This window comes from Cellulomonas palmilytica, from assembly GCF_021590045.1.
Lineage (GTDB): Bacteria > Actinomycetota > Actinomycetes > Actinomycetales > Cellulomonadaceae > Cellulomonas > Cellulomonas palmilytica.
This window is the reverse complement of the sequence record NZ_CP062221.1, coordinates 3,804,528-3,827,299: the sequence shown is the minus strand read 5'-3', so window position 1 is coordinate 3,827,299 and position 22,772 is coordinate 3,804,528. Positions and strand designations below refer to the sequence as shown.

Below are 22,772 nucleotides of genomic sequence, written 5' to 3'. Positions count from 1 at the left end.
GTCGTCGCCCCCGCCCCGGGCGGTCAGTGACCCAGCAAGTCCTCGAAGCTCGGCACCGCGTCGTACAGGCCCGCGGGCCGGGAGGGCTCGCGGTCGGCGACGGTCTCGGCGAGCTCGCGCCCGGCGCGGCGGATCCGCTCGGGCAGCGGCTTGACGTCGTCGCCCCCGCCGTCGGCCCAGTCGTCGGTCGCGGCGAACACGCCGGTCCCGACGACGTCCGCGTGCAGGTACCCGAACAGCGGTCGCAGCGCGTACTCGAGCACGAGCGAGTGCCGCCCGGTGCCGCCGGTCGCGCCGAGCAGCACGGGCATGCCGGCGAGCACGTCCTTGTCGAGCACGTCGACGAACGACTTGAACAGCCCCGCGTACGACGCGGTGAACACCGGGGTCACGGCGATGAGGCCGTCGGCCGCGGCGAGCTTCGCGAGCGCGTCGGCGAGCGGTCCGGACGCGAAGCCGGTGAGCGTCATGTTGACGACCTCGTGCGCGAGGTCGCGCAGCTCGACCGTCGTGACGTCTGCGCGGATGCCGCGGGCGGCGAGCTCCTCGACGGTCGCGGCCGCGAGGCGGTCGGCGAGCAGACGGGTCGACGACGGCTGGCTCACGCCGGCCGAGACGACCACGATGGAGCGCTCCTGGGGCATCGTGCGTGCTCCTGTCGGGGTGGTGGGGAACGGGTCCATGGTGTCACCGCCCGTCCGGGACGGCGGCGGCGGCGTCGGCGGCCGCGAGGTCGTCCTCGGCGGTGCGCCCGGTCCAGTGGTCGGCCGCGGCGACGCCCTGCTCGTGCACCTCGCCGGCGGCGCGCGCGGCGGCGACGCGCTCGGCGTGCGTGGGCGGGTTCGCGGGGACGTGCGCGGGACGACGAGCCTCGGCCTCCTGGCGGAGGACGGGGACGACCTCGGTCGCGAGCAGGTCGATCTGCTCGAGGACCGTCTTGAGCGGCAGGCCGGCGTGGTCCATGAGGAACAGCTGGCGCTGGTAGTGCCCGACCTGCTCCCAGAACGCGCCGTACCGGTCGATGACCTGCTGCGGCGAGCCGACGGTGAGCGGCGTCTCGCGCGTGAAGTCCTCCATCGACGGGCCGTGCCCGTAGACCGGCGCGTTGTCGAAGTACGGCCGGAACTCGTCCCACGCCTTCTGCGACTCCTTGCGCATGAAGACCTGGCCGCCGAGCCCGACGATCGCCTGGTCGGCGGAGCCGTGCCCGTGGTGCTCGAAGCGCTGCCGGTAGAAGTTCACCATCGCGGCGGTGTGCTCCATGGGCCAGAAGATCGCGTTGTGCAGGAACCCGTCGCCGTAGTAGGCGGCCTGCTCGGCGATCTCGGGGGACCGGATCGAGCCGTGCCAGACGAACGGCGGGACGCCGTCGAGCGGGCGCGGGGTCGAGGTGAAGCCCTGCAGCGGCGTGCGGAACTTCCCGGACCAGTCGACGACGTCCTCGGTCCACAGGCGGCGCAGCAGCGCGTAGTTCTCGACCGCGAGGGGGATGCCCTGGCGGATGTCCTGCCCGAACCAGGGGTAGACGGGGCCGGTGTTGCCGCGTCCCATCATGAGGTCCATCCGGCCGTCGGAGATGACCTGGAGCATCGCGTACTCCTCGGCCAGGCGCACCGGGTCGTTGGTGGTGATGAGCGTCGTGGCCGTCGAGAGCGTGATCTGCTTCGTGACGCCCGCGAGGTAGCCGAGCATCGTCGTCGGGGACGACGGGACGAACGGCGGGTTGTGGTGCTCGCCGGTCGCGAAGACGTCGAGGCCGGCCTCGTCGGCGTGCTGCGCGATCGTGAGCATCGCGCGGACGCGCTCGGTGTCGTCCGGCGTGCGGCCGGTGGTGGGGTCCGTCGTCACGTCGCCGACGGAGAAGATGCCGAACTGCATCGCGGCTCGCCTCGTTTCCTGCCTCGTCCTAAGCGGTCTGGCCGACCGTCAGATTCATGCGTTTGCATGTACTGGCCGGTGCAACCGGGACCCTCGTCGTCGTATTCCCCGGCGTCCGCCCGCCGGTGCGGGTCCCACGGTTCACCCTCGCGACGCCCCGCGCGAACCCGCCGCGCCGCACCTTGACCACGCTCGACCCGACTTGCGCCTGTGAGCCTCGCCGCACCCGGTCACCACGGTTTGCCGGTCCGTCGTCCGGGTGATGCGATGGCGGCACGAGAGAGGGAGAGACGGCGGTGGCTGACGGCCAGATCCAGGTGCTCGTCGTCGAGGACGACGCGGACACCGCGCTGTTCGTCCGCACGGTGCTCGAGCGCCGCGCGGGCATGTCCGTGACCGTGCTGACCGACGCGCTCGCCGCCCTCGCGCACGCGACCACGCGACCCGTCGACCTCGTCATCACCGACATCCAGCTCCCCGGCATGTCCGGCCTCGAGCTGCTGCGTGAGCTGCGCCGCGCCGCACCCGGCGTCCCCGTCATCGTCATGACCGCGTTCGCGAGCGTCGACTACGCCGTCGACGCGCTGCACCAGCAGGCCGACGACTTCCTCGTGAAGCCCGTGTCCGCCGCGGACCTCACCGACCGGGCGACGCGGATCGCCGAGCGCGGACGGGCCCGGCGGGAGGCGGACCGCGGCGCGGTCGTGCTCGCCGTCGGCGCGCACCCCGACGACGTCGAGATCGGCATCGGAGCGACCCTCGCGTCCCACCGCGACGCGGGCGACACGGTCGTCGTGCTCACGATGTCCTGCGGCGCGGTCGGCGGCGACACCGACGACCGGCGGCACGAGGCGCTGGCCGCCGCGGGCGTCGTCGGCGCGCGGCTGTTCCTGCTCGACTTCGTCGACACGCAGCTCGAGGCCGCGCCCGACCTCATCCCCGCGGTCGAACGGACCGTCGAGCAGGTGCGCCCGACCGTCGTCTACACGCACTCGGTGCACGACCGGCACCAGGACCACCGCGCCGTGCACCGCGCGGTCCAGGTCGCGACCCGCCAGGTGCCCACGCTCGGCTGCTTCCAGAGCCCGTCCGCGACGGTCGACTTCCGGCCCACCCGGTTCGTGACGGTCGACGGCTTCCTCGACACGAAGCTCGAGATGCTCGCCGCGTTCTCGTCGCAGTCCCACCGCGCCTACATGGACGCCGACACCGTGCGCGCCACGGCGCGGTACTGGGCGCGGTTCGGCACGGGCACGTACGTCGAGCCGCTGGAGATGGTGCGCGCCGCCGGCCGGGTGGCCTCGGCGGCCTCGCGCGAGACCGCCGGCGACAGGTCCGGCGCACGCGAGGACGGGTCCGACGAGCGGTCGGGCCAGGAGACCAGGACGGACCGGTGAACGTATGACGCGCGTGCTCGTGACAGGGGCCGGCGGCCCCGCCGGGGTGGCGGTGATCCGCTCGCTGCTGCGGCGCGGCGACGTCGAGGTGTACGCGGCGGACATGGACCGCTGGGCGAGCGGCATCTACCTCGTGCCCGCCGAGCGGCGACGACTGGTCCCCGCCGGGCGCGCCGAGCACTTCGTCGACACCGTGCTCGCGACGTGCGCCGCCGACGGCATCGACGTGCTGTACCCGACGGTCGACGTGGAGCTGCCGCGCATCGCCGCGCAGCGCGAGCGGTTCTCGCACGCGGGCACGCGCGTCGCGTCGCCCGAGCTGCGCACGCTCGAGACGGCGCTCGACAAGCTCTCGCTGGCACGCGCCTGCGCGCACGTCGCGTACGTGCCGCGCACCGAGCTCGTCGGGACGCCGCAGGCGATCAGCGGCTGGCAGTTCCCCGTGATCGTCAAGCCGCGCCGGGGGGCCGGGTCGCGTGGCGTGCGCGTGGTGACCACCGCGACCGAGCTCGACGCGGTGCACGACGACGAGGACCTGCTGGTGCAGGAGCTGTTGCCGGGCGAGGAGTACTCGGTCGACGTGCTCGCCGACCTCGACGGCCACGTGGTCGCGGCCGTGCCCCGCGCCCGGCTGCGCGTGGACTCGGGCGTCGCGGTCGCGGGCGTCACGGTGCACGACGAGCGGCTGGTCGCGGCGGCCACCGCGGTCGCCGAGGCGATCGGGCTGACCACCGTCGCGAACGTGCAGCTCAAGCTCACGGCCGACGGCACGCCCGGCCTGCTCGAGGTCAACCCGCGGTTCCCGGGCGCGATGCCGCTGACGATCGCCGCGGGCGTCGACATGCCGTCGCTCGTGCTCGACGCGGTGCTCGGGCGCCCGGTCCCGCGGCACGTGGACTTCGTCGAGGTCGCGAACGTGCGCTACCTCGAGGACGTGTTCCTGCCGGTCGGCGACGTCCTGCCGCCGCTCGAGCCCCCGTCCGCGCCGGAGGGATGATGTCTGCCTCGCCGTCGCCGCAGCCGTCGCCGCAGCCGTCGTCGCAGCCGTCGTGGTGGCCGTCCCTCGCGGAGGACCACCACGTGCACTCGACGTTCTCCGACGACGCCGTGAGCACGCCGCAGGAGAACCACGCGGCGGCGGTCGAGCGCGGGCTGCGTCGCATCCGGATGGTCGACCACGTGCGGGCGACGACGAGCGACGTGGCGCAGCGCCTCGAGGCGCTCGCGCGGCTGCCGCGCACCGCGGGGCTCGTCGTCGAGACCGGGGTCGAGGCGAAGATCCTCGACGTCGCGGGCGGCGTCGACGCCCCGCCGGACGTGCTGCGCGCGGCGGGCGGGCCCGGCGGGGTCGACCGCGTGCTGCTCGCCGACCACCAGCTGCCCGGCCCGGACGGGCCGTGGAGCCCGCGCCGCGCGCGTGAGGCGATGGCCGACGGACTGGCCGCCGCGGACGTGCTCGCGATGCTCGTCGACGGGACCGTCGCCGCGCTGCGGCGCACCCCGTGCGCGCAGCTCGCGCACCCGCTCTCGCTCGTCCCCAAGCTCGGGCTGACCGAGGACGACGTGACCGACGAGCACCTCGACGCGGTCGCCGCCGCCGTGCTCGCCGCGGGCGCGCTCGTCGAGGTCAACGAGAAGTGGCGGTGCCCCGGGCCACGCGCGGTCGCGCGCTGGCGCGCCGCGGGCGTGCCGCTCGTCGCGTCGACGGATGCGCACGACGCGCGCGACGTGGGCGTCTACGACTGGCTGCGCACGCAGGCCGGCACGGGGGAGCCGTGATCGCGCACGACGCGCTCGTCGTCCTGCTCGTCGCGCTCGTCGTGTGCGGGGCGGTCCCCGTGCTCATCGGGCTCGTGCAGTACCTGCTCGTCCCCGTCCACGCGTGGCGCAACCACCTGCGCGACGCCGCGCCGTACCTGCCGCGCGTCGTCGTCATCGTGCCCGCGTGGAACGAGGGCGCCGTGCTCGCGCCGTCGCTCGAGCGGCTGATGCGCCTGGAGTACCCGCCGGACCGGCTCAAGGTGTTCGTCGTCGACGACGCCTCGACCGACGACACCCCGCAGGTCGTGCAGGCCAAGGCCGCCGAGCACCCCGGCCGGATCGTGCACCTGCGCCGCGCGCAGGGCGGCCAGGGCAAGGCCCACACGCTCAACCACGGCATCGAGCGCGCGCTCGCGGACGACTGGATGCAGGCGCTGCTCATCATGGACGCCGACGTCATCTACCGCCCCGACGCGCTGCGCAAGATGACGCGCCACCTCGCCGACGAGCACGTCGGGGCCGTCACCGCGTACATCCGCGAGGGCAGCGCGCGGCCCGGGTCGGTCGCCCGGTTCATCGGGTACGAGTACGTGACCGCGCAGGCCGCGGCCCGCCGCGCGCAGAACGTGCTGGGCGCCATGGCGTGCCTCGCGGGCGGCGCGCAGCTGCACTCGCGCGCGAACCTCGAGTCCATCGGTGGTCGCGTCGACACCACGACGCTCGCCGAGGACACGTTCACGACGTTCCTCACCCAGCTCGACGGCCGCGGCGTGGTGTTCGAGCCCGCGGCGGTCGTGCTCGCGGAGGAGCCGGACTCGGTGCGCGCGCTGTGGAAGCAGCGCGTGCGCTGGGCACGCGGGAACGTGCAGATCACCCGGCGGTTCTCCGACGTGTGGTTCCGCCGGCCGTGGCCGCTGCGGCGCGGCGGGCAGCGGCTCGGGTCGTGGGTGTTCGGGCTCGTGTGGTTCTCCGTCTACATGCTGCCCGTCGCGATCCTGCTCGCGACCGCGGGGCTCGTCGGGCTGCACCTGCTCGACTCGGCGGTCGCGCTGACCGCGTTCCGCGCGCTGTGGTGGCTCGGGGTCGTCGCGTACGTGTTCATCACCGCGACGACGCTGCTGCTCGACGGCGAGACCGCGCGCCGCTCGTGGTTCCAGGCGCTCACCTTCCCCGGCCTGCTCGCGCTCGTCGTCATGACCGCCGCGTGGGTGCCGGGGCTGTGGGAGGAGCAGGTGCCGGCCCTGTTCGGCCTGGAGATGACGCCGGAGGGTCGGGACGTGTGGCAGCTCGCGCTGTACGCCTGGCCGCTGGTCGCGATGCTCGTCGCCCCCGTCGTGCGGGCCGTCGACGGTGTGCGGGGCCTCAAGGCCCTGGCCACGCCGCTGCTGTACGTCATCGGGTACGGGCCCGTGCTGTGCGCCATCACGCTCGACGCGTACGTCAAGCAGTGGCGCGGGGCCTCGGCGCAGTGGGACAAGACCGAGAAGACGGGACGGGTCGTGGGATGACGGCACCGACGAACGGGCACGACGAGCCCGGCGCGCGCCTCGACGAGCGGGCGCTCGCGCGCGAGATCCGCGCCGACGCACGCGCCGAACGCCGCGTGCTCGTCGTCGGGATCGTCGCGGCCGCCGTGACCGCGCCCGTCGTCGTGCTGCTCTCGACGCTGCGATGAGGCCGCACGAGGACGCGCGATGAGGACGATGCGATGAGCACCCCGCCGGTCGTGGAACGCCGCCGGCGCGGCAGCCGGTTCCTGCGGTTCGTCTCCCGGTACACCGGGCCCGAGGCGGGCGTCGTCGAGCGGCAGCTGCCGTTCGTCCTGGCGTTCGCGGTCGGCCTCCTCACCCTGACCGTCGTCGACGTCGTCACCGACCCCGCGCTCGTGCTGGCCGCCGCGATCGTGACCGCCGCCGTCATGGTGCTCGCGGTCACGCTGCCGTGGAGCCGCTGGCCCGCGTGGGCAGCCGACCTGCTGCCCGTGGTGTCCCTCGGCGCGGTCTCGCTGCTGCGCGCCGGCACGGGCGGCAGCAGCTCGATCCTCGGGGCGCTCGTGTTCATCCCGGTGCTCACGCTCGCGTCGCAGCGCGGGCGACGCGGCGTGACGCTCGCGACCGTCTGCGTGCTGCTCGTCGTGTTCACGCCCGCGGTGATCGACCCGCAGACGTTCACGTCGCTCACGGTCATGCGCGCGCTGCTGGTCGCCCTCGTCGCGTTCGTGCTCGCGGTGATCTCGCACGAGACCACCGAGCGTCTGCGCGTGCGCAACGCCGCGCTCGACCGGCTGCGCGTCCAGCAGGACGAGCTGCTCGACCTCGTCCGCACGGACGCGGACGTCATCGCGCGCGTCGCCGCCGCCCGGGAGTCGGCGCTCGAGCAGATGGTCGCGGTCATCGACTCGGCCACCGAGCAGGCCATCATCGCGACCGACACCGACGGGCTGATCCAGGTGTTCAACGCGGGCGCCGAGCGCCTGCTCGGCCACGCGCAGGGCGCGGTCGTGGGCCGCCTGCGGCTCACCGCGCTGCACGACCCCGACGAGCTGCGCGAGCGGTACGCCGCCGCGTTCGGCCACGCGGTGCGGGGCGACGGCGAGCAGGCCGAGCGGCGCCTGCTCGACGTGGTCGTCCGGCCCGCGCAGGGTGAGGGCTCGCACGTGCGGGACTGGACGTGGGTGCGGCGCGACGGCGAGCGCCGGACGGTGCGGCTCGCGGTCACGCGACGCGTCGAGGGCGACGGCGCGAGCAACGGTTTCGTCGTCGTCGCGACCGACGTCACGGCCGAGCGGGAGGCCGCGGCCTTCAAGGACCAGTTCGTCAGCCTCGTGAGCCACGAGCTGCGCACGCCGCTGACCGCGGTGCTCGGCTACCTGGAGCTCCTGCAGGACGGCCCGGACCCGCTGTCCGACGAGCAGCGCGAGTTCCTCACGATCATCGAGCGCAACGCGCGACGCCAGCTGCGCCTCGTGAGCGACCTGCTCCTGACCGCGCAGGTCGACGCGGGCACGTTCCAGGTCAGCCCCGCGCGGATCGACCTCGCCGACGTGGTGCGGTCCTCGGTCGAGTCCGCCGCGTACGCCGCGCACAACGCGGGCATCACGCTCACCCAGGACGTCACGCGGACGCCCGTGGTCGCGGACGCGACGCGGCTCGCGCAGGTCGTCGACAACCTGCTGACCAACGCGATCAAGTTCACGCGCCCCGGCGGGACGGTCGTCGCGTCGGTCGCACCCGGGCCGGTCGACGAGGCGGGCCGTGCGGGCGCGGTCCTCGAGGTGAGCGACTCGGGCGTCGGCATCTCGCCCGACGAGATCGCGCAGCTCACGCAGCGGTTCTTCCGTGCCGCGTCCGCGCAGCGCGGTGCCGTCCCGGGCGTCGGGCTCGGGCTGTCGATCGCCAAGGCGGTGGTCGACGCGCACGGCGGGACGCTCGCCGTCGCGAGCGTCCTGGGGGAGGGCACGACGATGACCGTGCGCCTGCCGCCGGAGCCACCGGCAGCCCGCGCGGACGCGTCGCGGGCCTGACCCGTCCCGCCGCGCTCCCGCACCGGTCATGGGACGTATCAGACGTCGTGGACGCGTGTCCTGCTGTTCCGTGCGCCGCCCCGGCGCACCGACGGACGACGACAGGACATCACCCATGACCAGCACGACGCCGATCGACGCGGGCTACCGCCCCGCCGGCGACGCCGCGGTGCGCGCCCTGACGGACGCGGTCTCGCGCGTGCACCTGCCCGGCACCGCCTCCTACGCCCGCCTCACCCGCACCCAGAACCCGACCCTCACGCTCGGCCCGCTCGCGGTCGTCGAGGCCACGGACGCCTCCGAGGTCGCGACCACGCTGCGCCTCGCCGCCGCGTTCGGCGTGCGCGTCGGCGTGCAGGGGACGGGCCACGGCCCGACCGACACCATGGACGGCGCGCTGCTCGTGTCCACCGCGACGCTCGACGAGCTCACGATCGACCTCGTCCAGTGCCGGGCCCGCATCGGCGCGGGCGTGCGCTGGTCGGCCGTGCTCGAGGCCGCCGCACCGTACGGGCTCGCTCCCGTGTGCGGGTCGTCGACGCACGTCGGCGTCGTCGGGCTCCTCACCGGCGGCGGGGTCGGCCCGCTCGCGCGGTCGCACGGCCTCGCGTCGGACCACGTGCACGCGTTCGAGGTGGTGACCGGCGACGGCGAGGTGCGACGCGCGACCCGCGTCCGCAACGCCGACCTGTTCTGGGCGCTGCGCGGCGGCAAGGGCGCGCTCGGCATCGTCACCGCGGTCGAGCTGGACCTGCCGTCGCTGTCGCAGGTGTACGGCGGCGCGATCTACTTCGCGGGCGAGGACGCCGCGGCCGTGGTGCGCACGTGGGGCGTGTGGGCGCAGCTCCTGCCCGAGCAGGCCACGACGTCGCTGGCGGTCCTGCGCCTGCCCGACCTCGACCTCGTGCCCCCGCCGCTGCGCGGCCGCACCGCGGTGGCCGTGCGGTTCGTGTGGACGGGCGACCCCGACGAGGGCGGCGAGCTGGTCCGCGCCGTGCGGTCCGCCGCGACGCCGCTCGTCGACACGGTCGGCGTCATGCCGTACGCCGCGATCGCATCGGTGCACGCGGACCCCGAGGACCCGATCCCGTCGCACGACTCGACGTTCCTGCTCGAGGAGTTCGGGCCCGAGGTCACCGAGCGGTTCCTCGAGCTCGTCGGGCCCGGCACGCCGTGCGTGCAGGCGGTCGTCGAGGTCCGCCAGCTCGGCGGGCGCGTCCGCACGGGCGACGACTGCGCGTTCGCGCACCGCGACGCGCCGTACTCGGTCTTCACCACCGGCATCGCGGCACCGGGGACCGCCCCCGTCGTCGCGGACGACGCGCGACGCATCGCCGCGGGTCTCGCGCCGTGGGCGCGCGCGGGAAGCATGCCGAACTTCACGACCAGGTCCGGGCGGGCGTTCGTCGAGGCGGTCCACCCGCCGGCCGTGGCGGCCCGCCTGCACGCCCTGTCGCTCGCCTACGACCCGTCGGGCGTGCTGCTCGCGGCGCGCGGCCTGCGCGACTGAGCCCTCAGGGACCGGTCGGCGGGTCCTCGACCGCGAAGTCCGACGCCGTGCCCAGCGTCACGGGCACCTCGACCGTGTCCGTGAACTGCGCGGAGGTGGGTGTCAGGCGCGGGCCGACGAGCGCGGCGAGCCCGAGCAGCACGGTCACGACGAGCCGGACCACCGACCCCCGGTCGACGGCGAGGAAGGCGGACCGGCGCGTGCCCGCGTCGCGGCGCCCCGCGTGCTCAGCCATGGAGGACCGCATCGAGGTACCTGTCGTCGGGGTGCTCGGTGCGCGGCCTGCCGGCGCGGGCCTCGCGGACCGCGAGCAGCTCGAGGACGCCGAGCGCGAGCAGAGGCGGCACGAGCATCACGGCCCGCCCGACGGGCGAGCTCGCCCACTGCAGCACCCAGCCCCACCCGGGGTGCACGTCGAGCACGATGCCGCGCACGCGCGTGTACGGCGTCGCGTTCGGGTCGTTCTCCGCGTTCGCGTCGCCCTTCGTCACGATGTACGGGCTGGTCAGCGCGTTGCCGGTCGCGTCGCGGACCTCGACCATCTTGCCGGTCGCGTCCGGCTCGAGCTTCGGGAGGTTGACCAGGTCCACGACCCGGTGCGTGACGAGGTGCTCGGAGCCCAGCGGCCAGAACGAGATGATCTGGCCGACCTTGAGCTGCGACGGGTCGTCGACCTTGCGCATGACGACCGCGTCTCCCGCGTCGAACACGGGCGCCATCGACCCGGACGTCACGATGAGCAGCCGCTGGTCCTGCGCCTGGAACCACAGCGGCACCGCGAGCGACGCCGCGAACGCGAGCGTCCCGACGGCGACGACCGTCCACAGCACCACCGACGTCAGCCGCCGCCAGGGCGACCGACGCCGCACCGGCTCGGGGCGGGCCGGGCGGGGAGTGGCGCGCCGGTCGACCTCGAGCCGGATCGGGTGCCGCGGAGGACGAGGCATCGCCGAGGGGTCAGGCGCCGGACTCGTCGGGGTCGGACGGGTCGAACGTGATCTGGCGCGCGTCGAACGTGAGCTCGAGCGTCGTCGACGTGTCCTGGAACGCGTTGCCCGCGTTCTCGTCGAAGTCGATCCGCACGCACAGGTCCTCGGACGCGGTGGCGTTCAGGTGGCGGTTGCCGGTCGCCTCGTCGACACCGGGCGTCCCGACGATCGGGGTGTCGGTCGTCGCGAGCCCGAACGTCCCCGGGGCGCCGCTCTGGCCGATGCGGGCGGTCGCCGTCGCGGTACCCGCGAGCGTGCAGGTGGAGGTGTCGTAGATGCTCACGCGCAGAGCGCTCGACAGGTCGGCGGTGTCGCCCGCGCGGTCGTCGGCGCGGTAGCTGATCGCGTACTGGTAGCGCAGCGAGCCGTTGTTCGTGACCGTGACCGGCGCGACGACGGACGCGCCGGGGAGCATGTTGTCGACCGGCACGGAGAACTCGAACTGGCCCAGCTCGAGGTTGACCCGACCGGTCGTGATCGCGTCGTTCGTCGTCTCCAGGTCGGTGAACAGCGCGGACGTGGTGAGCGACGTGACCCCCAGGGCGGCGAGGCCCAGGATCGAGACGGTCGCCCACAGGCGCCGCCGACGGGCCTTGTCGGCCTGCGCCGGGGCAGGGTTGACCATCTCCTCGATCAGGTCGTCCATCATCGTGCTGTTCTCCCCCTCGGTCGGGTCGCGGCTGACACCACGGGTACTCGGAACATCGGCACGCCCGCCAGCGACTTGAGCAGTTGGCCCGACTTCATCCGGATGATCTCACGCGCCGCGCACGCCCCGCACGCGTGACGCGCGCGTGCCGCGCTCGCGCCCCGGGCCGAGCGGCGCGGGCACGTCCTCGGGGGGCACGGCGGGGGAGTAGAGGAACCCCTGCGCGCGGTCCACGCCGAGCCGGCGCAGCGTGGCGGCGGTGTCCTCGTCCTCGACGCCCTCGGCGACGACGCGCAGCCCGAACGAGTGCGCCAGGTCGACCATGGCCTGCACGACGACCTCGGAGCGCTCCCCGTCGCCGGAGCGCAGGTCCGCGACGAACAGCCGGTCGATCTTGAGCTCTCCGACGGGCAGGTCGCGCAGCTGCGAGATGGACGTGTTGCCGATGCCGAAGTCGTCGATCGCGACGTGCACACCGAGCGCCCCGAGCCGCTCGAGCACGGGCACGATGCGCGACGGGTCGGCGACGAGCGCGGTCTCGGTGATCTCGACCTCGAGCAGCTCGGCGGGCACGTCGTGCTCGGTCAGGAGCCGCTCGATCGAGTCGACCACCGCGGTCGTCGTGACGTCGTGCGCGGACAGGTTGACCGCGACGGGCAGCGGCGTGCCGGCCTCGCGCCACCGCGCGAGCTGCGTGATCGCGCTGGTCAGCGCGAACCGCGTGAGGTCGTGGATGAGGCCGGACTGCTCCGCGAGCGGGATGAACGCCCCGGGCAGCAGGAGGCCGCGCGTGGGGTGGTCCCAGCGCATGAGCGCCTCGTAGCCGACGGGCCTGCCCGTCTCGAGGGCGACCTTCGGCTGGTAGTGCATGACGAGCTCGGAGTCGCCGACGGGCGCCTCGATCGCCTGGTGCAGGTCGCCGAGCAGGACGAGCCGCTGCGGCGAGGAGTGGTCCTCGTCGGGGTCGTACACGGCGACGCCCGTGCGGTGGTGCTTCGCGGAGTACATCGCGACGTCCGCGGTGCGCATGAGCGAGGACGCGTCGCTCGCGTGGTCGGGGATGCACGCGACGCCCACGGACGTCTCGACGTGCAGCGACATCTCGCCGAGCTGGAACGGCGGGATGAACAGCTGGCGCACCCGACGCGCGAGCCGCTCGGCGTTGGCCACGGACCGCACGTCGGGCAGCAGCACGGCGAACTCGTCGCCGCCGAGCCGCGCGACGACGTCCTCGTCGCGCAGCGCGCCGCGCAGCCGCTCGGCGACCTGCTCGAGCAGCTCGTCGCCGTGGTCGTGGCCGAGCGAGTCGTTGATGTCCTTGAACCGGTCGATGTCGAGCAGCACCAGCCCGACCCGGCCGCCGGACCGCAGCGCCTCGGCGACGTCGCGGCGCATGCGGTCGGCCAGCAGACGGCGGTTCGGCAGCCCGGTGAGCGAGTCGAGCAGCGCGAGCCGGGCGTTCTCCATCGCGGACGCCTGCAGCCGCTTCGACGTCGCGTGGACCGTGCGGAACAGCAGCACCCACAGCGCGACGAGCCCGCCGGCGACGACGAGCGTGACCGTCCCGCGCGCCTGCGCGAGCGTCTTGACGGCCTCGGTGTGGTCGAGCACGACCTCGGCCGCGCCGATCACCGGGTCCTCGTCCGTCCCCGGCGAGGGGGTGGGCAGGGGGGTGCCGATCACCGAGCCCGCGAGGTCGCGCGCGTCCGACTCCCGCACGGGCACGTACACGTCGAGCACCTCGGTGACGGTCGCGCCCGGGGCGCTCGCGTCGACCTGGCTGACGTCGTCGAGCACCCGCGCGTCGGGCTCGCCGGTGGCGAGCACCTGGGCCAGCCGCTCGGTGTCGGGGAAGCCGACGGTCTCGTCGGTCGAGCTGTACATGAGGGCGCCCGCGGTGCTCCACAGCCGCAGGCCGACGAGGCGTGAGGAGAACAGCGACGTCGCGCTGGACACCGCCTCGCGCTCCGAGTCGCTGAGGACCGCGATGTCGAACGCCTCGGGCGGCAGGGGCGCCGCGGCGTACGCCATGACCGAGCTCGCGGACTGCGTGCCGTCGCCCACGGACTGCTCGTGCATCACGCGCCCGGTCATCCACACGAGCGCGAACCCGAGGGCGGACATGGCGACGAAGCTCACCACGCCGAAGTAGCGCGTGAGCGACCAGCGTCGCCGTGCGGCGCCTCGCGCCACGGGGCCTCCCTCCGGTCGGGTCCCTACGGGAGGTTAGGCGGTGGCGGCGCCGCGAGCGAGCACCGGGTGTCCTCGACGCGCGGGAACGACCGTGGGTGTGGTCGTGTTGGAAGCGTCGGACGACGCGCACGACGCGCGTCGTGACGAGGAGGTGGGCACGTGACGTACGAGGTCACGAAGACCGACGAGCAGTGGGCGCTCGAGCTGGCGCCGCAGGAGTTCGCGGTGCTGCGCCGCGCGGGCACGGAGCGCGCGTGGACGGGGGCGCTGCTCGACGAGAAGCGCCGCGGTGTCTACCGGTGTCGCGCGTGCGGCGGCGAGCTGTTCTCGTCGGACGCGAAGTTCGACTCGCACTGCGGGTGGCCGAGCTTCTTCACGCCGCTCGCGGGCGACGCGGTGGAGCTGATCGAGGACCGGTCGCACGGGATGGTCCGCACCGAGGTGCGCTGCGCGCGGTGCGGCTCGCACCTGGGCCACGTGTTCGACGACGCGCCGCAGACGCCGACCGGGGATCGCTTCTGCATGAACTCGGTGAGCCTGACGTTCGAGCCGGCCACCGAGACCGGCCAGGGCGTCCCGGGCTGACGCCCGGACGGGCGGTCAGCCGATCGGAGGCTCCCGGCACGCGGCTCGTGTGCCGGGAGCACTCGTGGGACCACCGCCGGACGACACGCCTGATCCGTTCGGTCGACACGCCGTCCGAACCTGCGAGACGGGCTGAAGCCGGGGCCCTCACGCGCCGATAATGACACCGTGGACGAGGTGCTCACGGTGCGACGGTGGCGGCGGTACGGCGCCGACCGGCTGTTCGTGACCCACGAGACCGGCGCACGCGTCGGCTCGATCGACCTGCAGTCGGGCGAGGTGGTCGTCGAGGAGCCGGAGCTCGAGGAGGGGCTGCGCCGCGCGGCGCAGGCGTTCCTGCGCGGGGACGGCAACGAGATCACGCTCCCGATGCCCCGCCAGCCGTTCGGCGAGCCCGAGCGGTCGGCGCTGCACGCGTGGCTCGGCGCCACGGACGAGCCCCGCGCCGAGCGCGGCGCTCCGCTGCGTGCGCGCCTCGAGCGTCTGTACGCCGAGGGCTGGCACGTGGTGCACGACGTGCCGCTCGGCCGGCAGGGCACGGTCGTCGAGCACCTTCTCGTCGGTCCCGGCGGCATCCTCACGGTCGCGGAGCGCGGCGCGCCGGGCGAGCAGGTCGTGGTCCACGGCCGGCGCATGACGATCGACGGGACGTCGGTCGGGCACCTGCACGCCGCCCGCATGGAGGCCGCACGCGTGCAGGGTCTGCTGCTGCGCGCGGGGTGCGCCGACATCACGGTGCGCTCGCTCGTCGTCGTCCGCGGCGAGCTCCAGGTCGAGGGTCCGGCGGACCCGACCGAGCCGATCGTCGTGACGCGTGGCGCGCTGCCGCGCACGGTCCGGGGCCTCGCGCCCGTGCTCGAGCCGGACCGGGTCGCGGCCATCGCGCACGTCGCCCGGCAGCGCGTGACCTGGACGCGATAGCGTCCAGATGCTCCCGATCCGGGCGATCCCGCACGGACCGGCGCAGAACGTTCACCCGATCCGTCGGATGTCGGCCCGATGAACCGTTCCCACGAGAGGGTCGGACGCGCCAAGATGTGCGCGTGATGGACGACGACCTGCAGCAGCTCGAGCGTGAGCTCGGCTTGTTCCTCCGCCGTGCGACCGCGTCGTCGACGGCGATGGCGCGGCGGGTGCACCCCGAGCTCGAGCCCTCGGCGTACGAGCTCCTCGCGCTCATCGAGCGGACCCCGGGCGTGCGCGCGAGCGACCTCGCCGCGTACATCGGCGTGGGCCGCGGGACGATGTCCCGCCAGCTCGCGCGGCTCGGCGCGCTGGGTCTGCTGACGCGTTCGCCGGACCCGGACGACTTCCGCGGCCAGCTCCTGGCGCTCACGCCCGAGGGTTCGACGCGGCTCGCCGCCGCGCAGCAGGCGCGCACCGACTTCCTGGCCCGTGCGCTCGAGGACTGGGCGCCCGAGCAGATCGCGCAGCTCACCGCGCAGCTCGGCCGCCTCAACCGTGACCTGTCCTCCGCGTGGGCGACGCAGCCCGCGACGCCGGAGCGCTCGCACGCCTGACGCGCGACGAGGGGGCGAGCCCGGTCGGGCCCACCCCCTCGACGTGCTGGTGATCGGTCAGCCGCGGCGCGGCTCGCCCGCGAGCTCGTCGGTCACCGGGGCGATCGTCGCGGCCGTGTCGTGCACGACCTCGGCGACGGCCTCCTGTGCCGACCCGTGTGCCGACCCGTGCGCCGACGCGTGCGCCGGCTCCTCCGCCTGCTGCTCCTCGAGGAGCTGCTCGACGCCGGAGCGGCGTCCGAGCGGGACCTCCTTGAGGAACAGCACCGCGACGAGCGACACCAGCGCGACGGGCGCGGCGAGCAGGAACAGGTCCGCGATCGCGTCGCCGAACGCCTGCTCGACGACCGTGCGCACCGGGCCGGGGAGCGTCGCGAGGTCCGGCAGCGTGCCGTCGCCGCCCATGGCGCCCGGGTCGATGCCGAGCTTGCCGAGGCCGGAGACGATGTAGTCGGTCGAGCGGTTCGACAGGACCGCGCCGAGCACCGAGACGCCGATAGCGCCGCCGAGCGTGCGGAAGAACGCGACGGTCGACGTGCCGGAGCCCACCTCGGAGACGTGCAGCGTGTTCTGCACGGCGAGCACGAGGTTCTGCATGAGCATCCCGACGCCCGCACCGAGGATCACCATGTAGGCGCTCACGAGCACGAAGCTCGTGTCGTAGTGGATCGTGCCCATGAGGCCGATGCCCGCGGTGAGCACCGCGGCGCCCCAGATCATGAACGCCTTGTAGCGGCCGGTCTTGGAGATGATCTGGCCGGACACGGTCGAGGAGACCAGCACGCCCGCGATCATCGGGATCGTCATGAGCCCCGACTCCGTCGGGGTCTTGCCGCGCGCGAGCTGCATGTACTGGCTGAGGAACACCGAGGTGCCGAACATCGCGATGCCGACCGCGATGCTCGCGACGACGGCCAGCACGAGCGTGCGGTTGCGGAACAGGTGCAGCGGGATGATCGGCTCCGCGGCGCGGGACTCGACCCACAGCGCGGCGGCGAGCGTGACGACGGCGCCGCCGACCATCGCGGCGGTCTGCCACGAGGCCCAGTCGAACGAGCTGCCGGCGAACGTGATCCACAGCAGGAGCAGCGCGATGCCGACCGAGATCAGCGTGGCGCCCCAGTAGTCGATCCGCACCACGCGGCGCGCGGCGGCGGGCAGGTGCAGCGTGCGCTGCAGCACGACGATCGCGAAGATCGCGAACGGCAGGCCGACGAAGAAGTTGGCGCGCCAGGTGAGCGACGAGTCGGTGATGACGCCGCCGAGCAGCGGCCCGCCGACCATCGAGATGCCCATGATCGCGCCCATGAGGCCCATGTACCGGCCGCGCTCGCGCGGGCTGATGATGTCCGCGATCAGCACGGTGCCGAGCGCGGTCATGCCGCCCGCGCCGATGCCCTGCAGGGCGCGCATCGCGATGAGCATGTCGGTGTTGTGCGCGAGCCCCGCGAGCGCGGACGACACGACGGTCACGGCGAGCGCGAGCTGCACGAGCAGCTTGCGGCTCATGAGGTCGGCGAGCTTGCCCCAGATCGGGGTGGAGATCGTCGTCGTGAGCAGCGTCGCGGTGACGACCCACGTGAACGCGGACTGGCTGCCGCCGAGGTCGGTGATGATGCGGGGGAGCGAGGAGGACACGACGCTCGTCGCGAGCATCGAGACGAACATCCCGAGCAGGATGCCGGACAGCGCCTCGAGCACCTCGCGGCGCGTCATGGCCGGGGCGGCGGCGGAGTCCGTGGTGGTGGCGGTGAGCTCGTCGGGCGGGGTGGGGTGCTGCTGCACGGCGGTGGGGTCCTGGGGCACGGTCTTCCTGGTTCTCTTCGTGGTCGGGCGCCCGGCGTCGTCGGCGGGTTCAGGTGCGGGTCGTTCTGGCCCGGGTCGGTCAGGCCGGTGCGCGCTCGTGGACGCTGGCGCGGTCGAACGTCGCGCTGAGCCGCACGAGCACCTCGGTCGCGGTCGCGAGGTCGTGCGCGTCCCAGTCGGCGAACAGCTCGGCCGTGCGCTGCGCGAGGCGTGTCTCGATCTCCTGGGCGCGGGCGACGCCGGCGGGGGTGAGGTGCAGCGTGCGGGCACGACGGTCGTCGGTGTCGACGAGGCGCTCGACGAGGCCGTCGTCGACGAGCTGGCTGACCTGCCGGCTGGCGACGGACGTGTCCACGCGCATGAGGTGCGCGACGTCGCCGACCTGGGTGGGGTTCCCCTCGCGGGTGCGCGTCGCGAGCATGCGGATGAGCGCGGCGGCGGCCCGGCTGCAGTCGGCGCCCCGGACGAGCGGTCCGCTCGCGTCGCGCAGCGTGCGCCAGAACGTCTCCGCGGCGCGGAGCATCGCGAGCTCGGGGTTCTGCTGGTGGGTGGTCACACGGTCCTCACTGGTGGTTGCTGCATGCAACTGTACGACCCGATGCGTGCAGCATGCAACGAATAGCGCCGTCTCGTGGCTCACACGACGAACGCCGCCCCCGGTGGGGAGGCGGCGCTCGTCGGGGACGCCCGGTGAGCCGTCAGGCCGGCTGCCCCCGGCGCTGGACCTTGACGCCCTCCATGTCCTCGAGCTCGACGCCCTTCGTCTCGGGGACGCGCCACAGCACGAAGACGAACGACAGCGCCGCGAACATCGCGTACATGAAGTACGGCACCGACGCACCGAACGCCCCCAGCAGCGGCGGGAACGAGATCGTGATGAGGAAGTTCGCGATCCACTGCGCGGCGGCCGCGACCCCGAGTGCCGCGGCCCGGATCCGGTTCGGGAACATCTCGCCGAGCAGCACCCACACGAGCGGCCCCCACGTCGCCCCGAAGAACACGACGAACGCGTTCGCCGCGATCAGCGCGGTCGTGCCCCAGCCGTCGGGCAGCTGCGTCAGGACCTCGCCCGCGTTCTCGGGGTCGGGGACCTCGTAGGAGTTGAGGAACGCGATCGCCATGATCGCCAGGCACGCCGCCATGCCGGCGGAGCCGATCAGCAGCAGCGGGCGGCGGCCGACCTTGTCGACCAGCGCGATCGCGATGAACGTGACGACGACGTTGGTGACCGACGTGATCGTCGAGATCGTGAACGAGTCGCTCTCGTCGAACCCGACCGCCTGCCACAGCGTGTTCGAGTAGTAGAAGATCACGTTGATCCCGACGAACTGCTGGAACACCGACAGCAGGATCCCGACCCACACCACCGGCAGCAGGCCGAACCGCGGCCCGCGCAGGCTGGCCTTCGGCGCGTCCTCGTCCGTGCGGATCGTGTGCTCGATCTCGGCCACGCGGCTGACCGCCTCCTCGCGCGTGCCGAGCACGTCCGTCAGCACCGCGAGCGCCTCGTCCTGGCGGCCCTTGCTCACCAGGTAGCGCGGCGACTCGGGGATGCGTAGCGCGAGGATCCCGTACACGGTCGCGGGGACGACCGCGACGATGAACATCCACCGCCACGCCTCGAGCCCGAGCCACAGCTCGCCCGCCGCGTCGGCGCCCTCGCCGGGCGTCGCGAGCGCGAGCAGCTGGTCGGACAGCAGCGCCGCGAAGATGCCGATGACGATCGCGAGCTGCTGCAGCGAGCCCAGCCGGCCGCGGATCGCCGCAGGTGCGATCTCGGCGATGTACGCCGGCGCGATCACCGACGCGATGCCGATGCCGCCACCCGCGAGGAAGCGCCACAGGATCAGGTCCCACACGCCGAACGCGATGCCGGACAGGATCGACGAGACGAAGAACAGCACCGCGCCGATGAACATGACGCGCGTGCGGCCGTAGCGGTCCGCGAGACGGCCGCCCATCCACGCGCCGAGCGCGCAGCCGAGCAGCGCGACCGCGACCGCGAACCCGGACAGCGCGTCGCCGAGCGCGAACTCCTCGGTGAAGGCCTTGACCGCCCCGTTGATCACGGACGAGTCGAAGCCGAACAGGAAACCGCCGACCGCCGCGGCGACCGCGAGCGCGATCGCCTTGTTGTGGTGCGGGCTGCGTCGAGCGTCCGTGGGACCCCCTGCGCCGCCCGGCCCGCCGCCCGCGTCGCTGCGGGTCGCGTCCGGACCTTCGGACATGGTGCACGCCCCTCTCGTCGCGTCGCTGCCTGGTCGCGACGCCCCGAGTCCCACAGTGGACCGGACGGTGCAACGCTGCACGTCGAGACGGAGGCCCGCCCGGACCGCGGGACCGCGGGGCCCGGTCGGGGGAGACTGGGGGCGGAGGTGACGATGACCGACGAACCGCGCCGTCCCCGGCGTCCCGCGATGCTCGACCCCCAGGCCGCCGACGAGCTGCCCGGCGAGCTCGACCCCGCGCTGCGGGACGAGATCGCCCACACCACCGCCGCCGCGCTCGTGCACCAGGGGCGCGCGACCGAGGACCCGCAGGTCGTGGCCCGGCTCGTCGCGCTCGTCGAGACCGAGGGCCTCGACGTCGTCGCGGGCCTGTGGTCCGACAGCGCGCCCTCGACGCTGCCCGGTGCGTTGTGGCGCCTGTACGTGCTGCGCGAGTGGGTGCGCCGCGACCCGGAGACCATCGCCGACCGGTACCGGCAGGGCGTGGCGGCGGTCCCGGTGCACGACGCCGTCGCGGGGGTCGCGCAGGCACCGGGTCCCGACGACGTGCGCGCGGTCGCCGACGCGGTGCTCTCGGGCGTCTACACCGGCGACCTGGACGTGGCGCTGGAGCGCGCCGCCGCGTTCGCGCGCGTGCTCGCGGCGGGTGCGGCGTTCGACGCGGACCACCTGGACGACGTCGACCCGCGCGGCGCCGCGCGCCTCACGTACGGCGCGTCGGCGCTGCTGCGCACGGCCGAGGAGCTCGAGCACGCCGCGCAGCTGTGGCGCGCCGGCCGCCTGGAGTGAGCGGCCGGGGCTCCGCGGGCGGGGTCGTCAGCCGATCAGCGGGCTGAGCGCGAGCGTCACGAGCGCCGCGACGAGTGCGGCCGCCGGGATCGTCAGCACCCACGCCGTCGCGATGTTCTTCGCGACGCCCCAGCGCACGGCGGACGCGCGCTTGGTCGCGCCGACGCCCATGATCGCCGAGGTCACGGTGTGCGTCGTCGAGACCGGGGCGTGCAGGCCCATCGCCATGACGTACAGCACCGTCGCGGAGACGGACTCGGCGACGAACCCGCGCGCCGGGTCGACCTCGATGATCTTGCGGCCGAGCGTGCGCATGATGCGCCAGCCGCCCGAGTAGGTGCCCGCGGAGATCGCGGCAGCCGCGGAGACCTTGACCCACAGCGGGATGCCCTCGTCCGCGTCGGCCCAGCCGACCGTCAGCAGCGCGAGGTAGATGACGCCCATGGTCTTCTGCGCGTCCTGCAGGCCGTGCCCCAGGGCCATCGCCGCGGCGGAGAACGTCTGCGCGAAGCGGAACCGGCGCTGCGTGCGGGCGGGCGCGGCGTTCCGCAGCAGCCACAGCACGCCGACCATGAGGAAGAACGCGAGCGTGAAGCCGACGACCGGCGAGACGACCATCGGCACGACGACCTTGTCGAACACCGCGCCCCAGTAGACGCCGAGGCTCGCCGCGAGACCCGCACCGACGAGCCCGCCGATGAGCGCGTGCGTCGACGACGACGGCAGGCCGAACCACCAGGTGATGAGGTTCCAGACGATCGCGCCGACGAGCCCGCAGACGATCACGAGCAACGCGCTGTGGTTCGACGCTTCCTGCAGGTCGACGATCGACGTCGCGATCGTCTCGGCCACGGTCGTGCCGAGCATCGCACCGACGAAGTTCATGACGGCGGCCATGACGAGCGCGATGCGCGGGGTCAGGGCGCGGGTCGACACGGAGGTCGCGATGGCGTTCGCGGCGTCGTGGAAACCGTTGGTGTAGTCGAACCCGAGCGCGAGCGCGACGACGAGAATGACGAGAGCAGCCTCCACGGGAGCTCAGGACTCCTTGACCGCGATCGTCTCGACCGTGTTCGCGACCTTCTCGAAGGCGTCCGCGGCCTCCTCGAGCTTCTCGACGATCTCCTTCAGCTTCATGAGCTGGATCGGGTCGGCGATCTCGTCGAACATCTGCGCGAGCAGCTTGCGGTACGACTTGTCGGCCTGGTTCTCGAGGCGGTTGACCTCGACCCAGTACTCCGAGAGCGAGTCCATCGAGCGCAGGCGCGGCATGGCCTCGGCGGTCAGCTCGGCCGACCGCTGCAGGACCTGCACCTGGTCGGCGACGCGCGGGGGCAGCTCGCCGATCTTGTACAGGACCATGAGGTCGGCGGCCTCGTCCATGTAGTCCATGCAGTCGTCGAGGTTCGACGCGAGCTGGTAGATGTCGTCGCGGTCGAACGGGGTGACGAACGTCTGGTTCAGACGACGCATGATCTGGTGCGTCGCCTCGTCGGCCAGGTGCTCGGCCTCGGCGATGCGCTTGCCGAGCTCCTTGCGTCCGGCGGTGGTCGCACCGAGCATCTCGCCGAGCAGGTTGGCCCCGGTGACGAGGTGCTGCGCCGAGGCGGCGAAGAGGTCGAAGAACGTGGTGTCGCGCGGTGTCAGGCGCAGGCGCACTTCAGGCTCCGGAGGAGGGGCGGCAGGTCGGGATCAGGCTAGTTGCACGACGACGCTCACGTGAAACGCGAGTCGCGGGCGTGAACCCATGGTGACAGCAGAGGTCTGTCATCCGCTGGGGTTCTCCTGCTCCGGAACTGGTTCGGAAGTCCGGGCGCGGGGGGCGTGCCCGGACCCACGACCGGGTGGCCGTGGGCGCGACGCCGGACCGGGAGCGCCTCTCGGCGCGCGGCCGCTCGGAGCGGCTGAAGATGGAGCCCGGGGCTACCGCGGCCCGGCGTCGCT

At 73.6% G+C, this 22,772-nt stretch carries 22 protein-coding genes; 11 read left to right on the top strand and 11 right to left on the bottom strand.

The annotated features are described in order from the left end of the window. Positions 1-23 precede the first annotated feature (23 nt). Both F1D97_RS17335 and F1D97_RS17330 read right to left on the bottom strand, forming a co-directional pair. Positions 24-644 carry a CE1759 family FMN reductase gene (locus F1D97_RS17335; protein WP_236121712.1) on the bottom strand — a complete coding sequence of 207 codons (621 nt, stop codon included), beginning with the start codon at positions 642-644 and terminating at the stop codon, positions 24-26. 43 nt (positions 645-687) lie between these two features. Then, positions 688-1,878: an LLM class flavin-dependent oxidoreductase gene (locus F1D97_RS17330; protein ID WP_236121711.1), complete on the bottom strand. Its 1,191-nt coding sequence runs from the start codon at positions 1,876-1,878 to the stop codon at positions 688-690. A gap of 296 nt (positions 1,879-2,174) precedes the next feature. On the opposite strand from F1D97_RS17330, the gene F1D97_RS17325 reads away from it, so the two are divergent. From F1D97_RS17325 to F1D97_RS17295, 7 genes are all read left to right on the top strand, one after another. Next, positions 2,175-3,275, top strand: a complete 1,101-nt coding sequence (locus F1D97_RS17325) for a response regulator (RefSeq protein WP_236121710.1) — start codon at positions 2,175-2,177, stop codon at positions 3,273-3,275. Between the two features lie 4 nt (positions 3,276-3,279). After that, positions 3,280-4,272 carry an ATP-grasp domain-containing protein gene (locus F1D97_RS17320; protein ID WP_236121709.1) on the top strand — a complete coding sequence of 331 codons (993 nt, stop codon included), beginning with the start codon at positions 3,280-3,282 and terminating at the stop codon, positions 4,270-4,272. Then, positions 4,272-5,054 (top strand): PHP domain-containing protein, encoded by a 783-nt coding sequence (locus F1D97_RS17315; RefSeq protein WP_236121708.1) that lies wholly within the window; start codon positions 4,272-4,274, stop codon positions 5,052-5,054. The genes F1D97_RS17320 and F1D97_RS17315 overlap by 1 nt, the downstream gene beginning before the upstream one ends. Further along, on the top strand, positions 5,054-6,544 hold the full coding sequence (locus F1D97_RS17310; RefSeq protein ID WP_396022603.1) for a glycosyltransferase: 1,491 nt from the start codon (positions 5,054-5,056) through the stop codon (positions 6,542-6,544). The genes F1D97_RS17315 and F1D97_RS17310 overlap by 1 nt, the downstream gene beginning before the upstream one ends. Then, the gene (locus F1D97_RS17305; protein WP_236121706.1) at positions 6,541-6,711 is read left to right on the top strand and encodes a hypothetical protein; all 171 of its coding nucleotides are present in this window, start codon (positions 6,541-6,543) and stop codon (positions 6,709-6,711) included. Before F1D97_RS17310 ends, F1D97_RS17305 begins: the two co-directional genes overlap by 4 nt. A 33-nt stretch (positions 6,712-6,744) precedes the next feature. Continuing rightward, on the top strand, positions 6,745-8,559 hold the full coding sequence (locus F1D97_RS17300; RefSeq protein ID WP_236121705.1) for a sensor histidine kinase: 1,815 nt from the start codon (positions 6,745-6,747) through the stop codon (positions 8,557-8,559). 115 nt (positions 8,560-8,674) lie between these two features. Then, positions 8,675-10,069, top strand: coding sequence for an FAD-binding oxidoreductase (locus F1D97_RS17295; RefSeq protein ID WP_236121704.1), 1,395 nt, complete (start codon positions 8,675-8,677; stop codon positions 10,067-10,069). A gap of 4 nt (positions 10,070-10,073) precedes the next feature. Here the strand turns inward: F1D97_RS17295 and F1D97_RS17290 are convergent, their stop codons facing one another. From F1D97_RS17290 to F1D97_RS17275, 4 genes are all read right to left on the bottom strand, one after another. Further along, the gene (locus F1D97_RS17290; RefSeq protein WP_236121703.1) at positions 10,074-10,304 is read right to left on the bottom strand and encodes a hypothetical protein; all 231 of its coding nucleotides are present in this window, start codon (positions 10,302-10,304) and stop codon (positions 10,074-10,076) included. Continuing rightward, entirely contained in the window at positions 10,297-11,016 is a 720-nt protein-coding gene (locus F1D97_RS17285) for a signal peptidase I (protein WP_236121702.1), read from the bottom strand. The genes F1D97_RS17290 and F1D97_RS17285 overlap by 8 nt, the downstream gene beginning before the upstream one ends. A 10-nt stretch (positions 11,017-11,026) precedes the next feature. After that, complete coding sequence (locus tag F1D97_RS17280; RefSeq protein WP_236121701.1) at positions 11,027-11,707, bottom strand: CalY family protein; 681 nt, start codon at positions 11,705-11,707, stop codon at positions 11,027-11,029. A 108-nt stretch (positions 11,708-11,815) separates the two neighbouring features. Further along, a complete protein-coding gene (locus F1D97_RS17275; protein ID WP_236121700.1) occupies positions 11,816-13,900 on the bottom strand; it encodes a putative bifunctional diguanylate cyclase/phosphodiesterase in 2,085 nt (694 codons plus the stop codon). Positions 13,901-14,059: 159 nt separating this feature from the next. Here F1D97_RS17275 and msrB point away from each other — a divergent pair, with 159 nt between their 5' ends. The 3 genes from msrB to F1D97_RS17260 all read left to right on the top strand — a co-directional run bounded on the left by msrB (position 14,060) and on the right by F1D97_RS17260 (position 16,005). After that, on the top strand, positions 14,060-14,485 hold the full coding sequence (gene msrB / locus F1D97_RS17270; RefSeq protein ID WP_236121699.1) for a peptide-methionine (R)-S-oxide reductase MsrB: 426 nt from the start codon (positions 14,060-14,062) through the stop codon (positions 14,483-14,485). Positions 14,486-14,653: 168 nt separating this feature from the next. Then, complete coding sequence (locus tag F1D97_RS17265) at positions 14,654-15,406, top strand: nuclease-related domain-containing protein (RefSeq protein ID WP_236121698.1); 753 nt, start codon at positions 14,654-14,656, stop codon at positions 15,404-15,406. 125 nt (positions 15,407-15,531) lie between these two features. Further along, complete coding sequence (locus F1D97_RS17260; protein WP_236123654.1) at positions 15,532-16,005, top strand: MarR family winged helix-turn-helix transcriptional regulator; 474 nt, start codon at positions 15,532-15,534, stop codon at positions 16,003-16,005. A gap of 57 nt (positions 16,006-16,062) precedes the next feature. Here the strand turns inward: F1D97_RS17260 and F1D97_RS17255 are convergent, their stop codons facing one another. The 3 genes from F1D97_RS17255 to F1D97_RS17245 all read right to left on the bottom strand — a co-directional run bounded on the left by F1D97_RS17255 (position 16,063) and on the right by F1D97_RS17245 (position 20,039). Further along, a complete protein-coding gene (locus F1D97_RS17255) occupies positions 16,063-17,721 on the bottom strand; it encodes an MDR family MFS transporter (RefSeq protein ID WP_236123653.1) in 1,659 nt (552 codons plus the stop codon). A gap of 169 nt (positions 17,722-17,890) precedes the next feature. Continuing rightward, on the bottom strand, positions 17,891-18,367 hold the full coding sequence (locus F1D97_RS17250) for a MarR family winged helix-turn-helix transcriptional regulator (protein ID WP_236121697.1): 477 nt from the start codon (positions 18,365-18,367) through the stop codon (positions 17,891-17,893). A gap of 142 nt (positions 18,368-18,509) precedes the next feature. Continuing rightward, positions 18,510-20,039, bottom strand: a complete 1,530-nt coding sequence (locus F1D97_RS17245) for a sugar porter family MFS transporter (protein ID WP_236121696.1) — start codon at positions 20,037-20,039, stop codon at positions 18,510-18,512. 189 nt (positions 20,040-20,228) lie between these two features. On the opposite strand from F1D97_RS17245, the gene F1D97_RS17240 reads away from it, so the two are divergent. Further along, positions 20,229-20,828, top strand: coding sequence for a hypothetical protein (locus tag F1D97_RS17240; RefSeq protein ID WP_396022602.1), 600 nt, complete (start codon positions 20,229-20,231; stop codon positions 20,826-20,828). 27 nt (positions 20,829-20,855) lie between these two features. Here the strand turns inward: F1D97_RS17240 and F1D97_RS17235 are convergent, their stop codons facing one another. Both F1D97_RS17235 and F1D97_RS17230 read right to left on the bottom strand, forming a co-directional pair. Next, on the bottom strand, positions 20,856-21,860 hold the full coding sequence (locus F1D97_RS17235) for an inorganic phosphate transporter (protein WP_236121694.1): 1,005 nt from the start codon (positions 21,858-21,860) through the stop codon (positions 20,856-20,858). 6 nt (positions 21,861-21,866) lie between these two features. Next, positions 21,867-22,487, bottom strand: coding sequence for a DUF47 domain-containing protein (locus F1D97_RS17230; RefSeq protein ID WP_236121693.1), 621 nt, complete (start codon positions 22,485-22,487; stop codon positions 21,867-21,869). Positions 22,488-22,772 lie beyond the last annotated feature (285 nt).

What these genes read in the sequence shown, in the direction of transcription:
- F1D97_RS17335 (WP_236121712.1), bottom strand. Translation starts at nt 644, where the DNA reads ATGCCCCAGGAGCGCTCCATCGTGGTCGTCTCGGCCGGCGTGAGCCAG.
- F1D97_RS17330 (WP_236121711.1), bottom strand. Translation starts at nt 1,878, where the DNA reads ATGCAGTTCGGCATCTTCTCCGTCGGCGACGTGACGACGGACCCCACC.
- F1D97_RS17320 (WP_236121709.1), top strand. Translation starts at nt 3,280, where the DNA reads ATGACGCGCGTGCTCGTGACAGGGGCCGGCGGCCCCGCCGGGGTGGCG.
- F1D97_RS17315 (WP_236121708.1), top strand. Translation starts at nt 4,272, where the DNA reads ATGTCTGCCTCGCCGTCGCCGCAGCCGTCGCCGCAGCCGTCGTCGCAG.
- F1D97_RS17305 (WP_236121706.1), top strand. Translation starts at nt 6,541, where the DNA reads ATGACGGCACCGACGAACGGGCACGACGAGCCCGGCGCGCGCCTCGAC.
- F1D97_RS17300 (WP_236121705.1), top strand. Translation starts at nt 6,745, where the DNA reads ATGAGCACCCCGCCGGTCGTGGAACGCCGCCGGCGCGGCAGCCGGTTC.
- F1D97_RS17295 (WP_236121704.1), top strand. Translation starts at nt 8,675, where the DNA reads ATGACCAGCACGACGCCGATCGACGCGGGCTACCGCCCCGCCGGCGAC.
- F1D97_RS17290 (WP_236121703.1), bottom strand. Translation starts at nt 10,304, where the DNA reads ATGGCTGAGCACGCGGGGCGCCGCGACGCGGGCACGCGCCGGTCCGCC.
- F1D97_RS17285 (WP_236121702.1), bottom strand. Translation starts at nt 11,016, where the DNA reads ATGCCTCGTCCTCCGCGGCACCCGATCCGGCTCGAGGTCGACCGGCGC.
- F1D97_RS17280 (WP_236121701.1), bottom strand. Translation starts at nt 11,707, where the DNA reads ATGATGGACGACCTGATCGAGGAGATGGTCAACCCTGCCCCGGCGCAG.
- F1D97_RS17260 (WP_236123654.1), top strand. Translation starts at nt 15,532, where the DNA reads ATGGACGACGACCTGCAGCAGCTCGAGCGTGAGCTCGGCTTGTTCCTC.
- F1D97_RS17255 (WP_236123653.1), bottom strand. Translation starts at nt 17,721, where the DNA reads ATGACGCGCCGCGAGGTGCTCGAGGCGCTGTCCGGCATCCTGCTCGGG.
- F1D97_RS17245 (WP_236121696.1), bottom strand. Translation starts at nt 20,039, where the DNA reads ATGTCCGAAGGTCCGGACGCGACCCGCAGCGACGCGGGCGGCGGGCCG.
- F1D97_RS17240 (WP_396022602.1), top strand. Translation starts at nt 20,229, where the DNA reads ATGCTCGACCCCCAGGCCGCCGACGAGCTGCCCGGCGAGCTCGACCCC.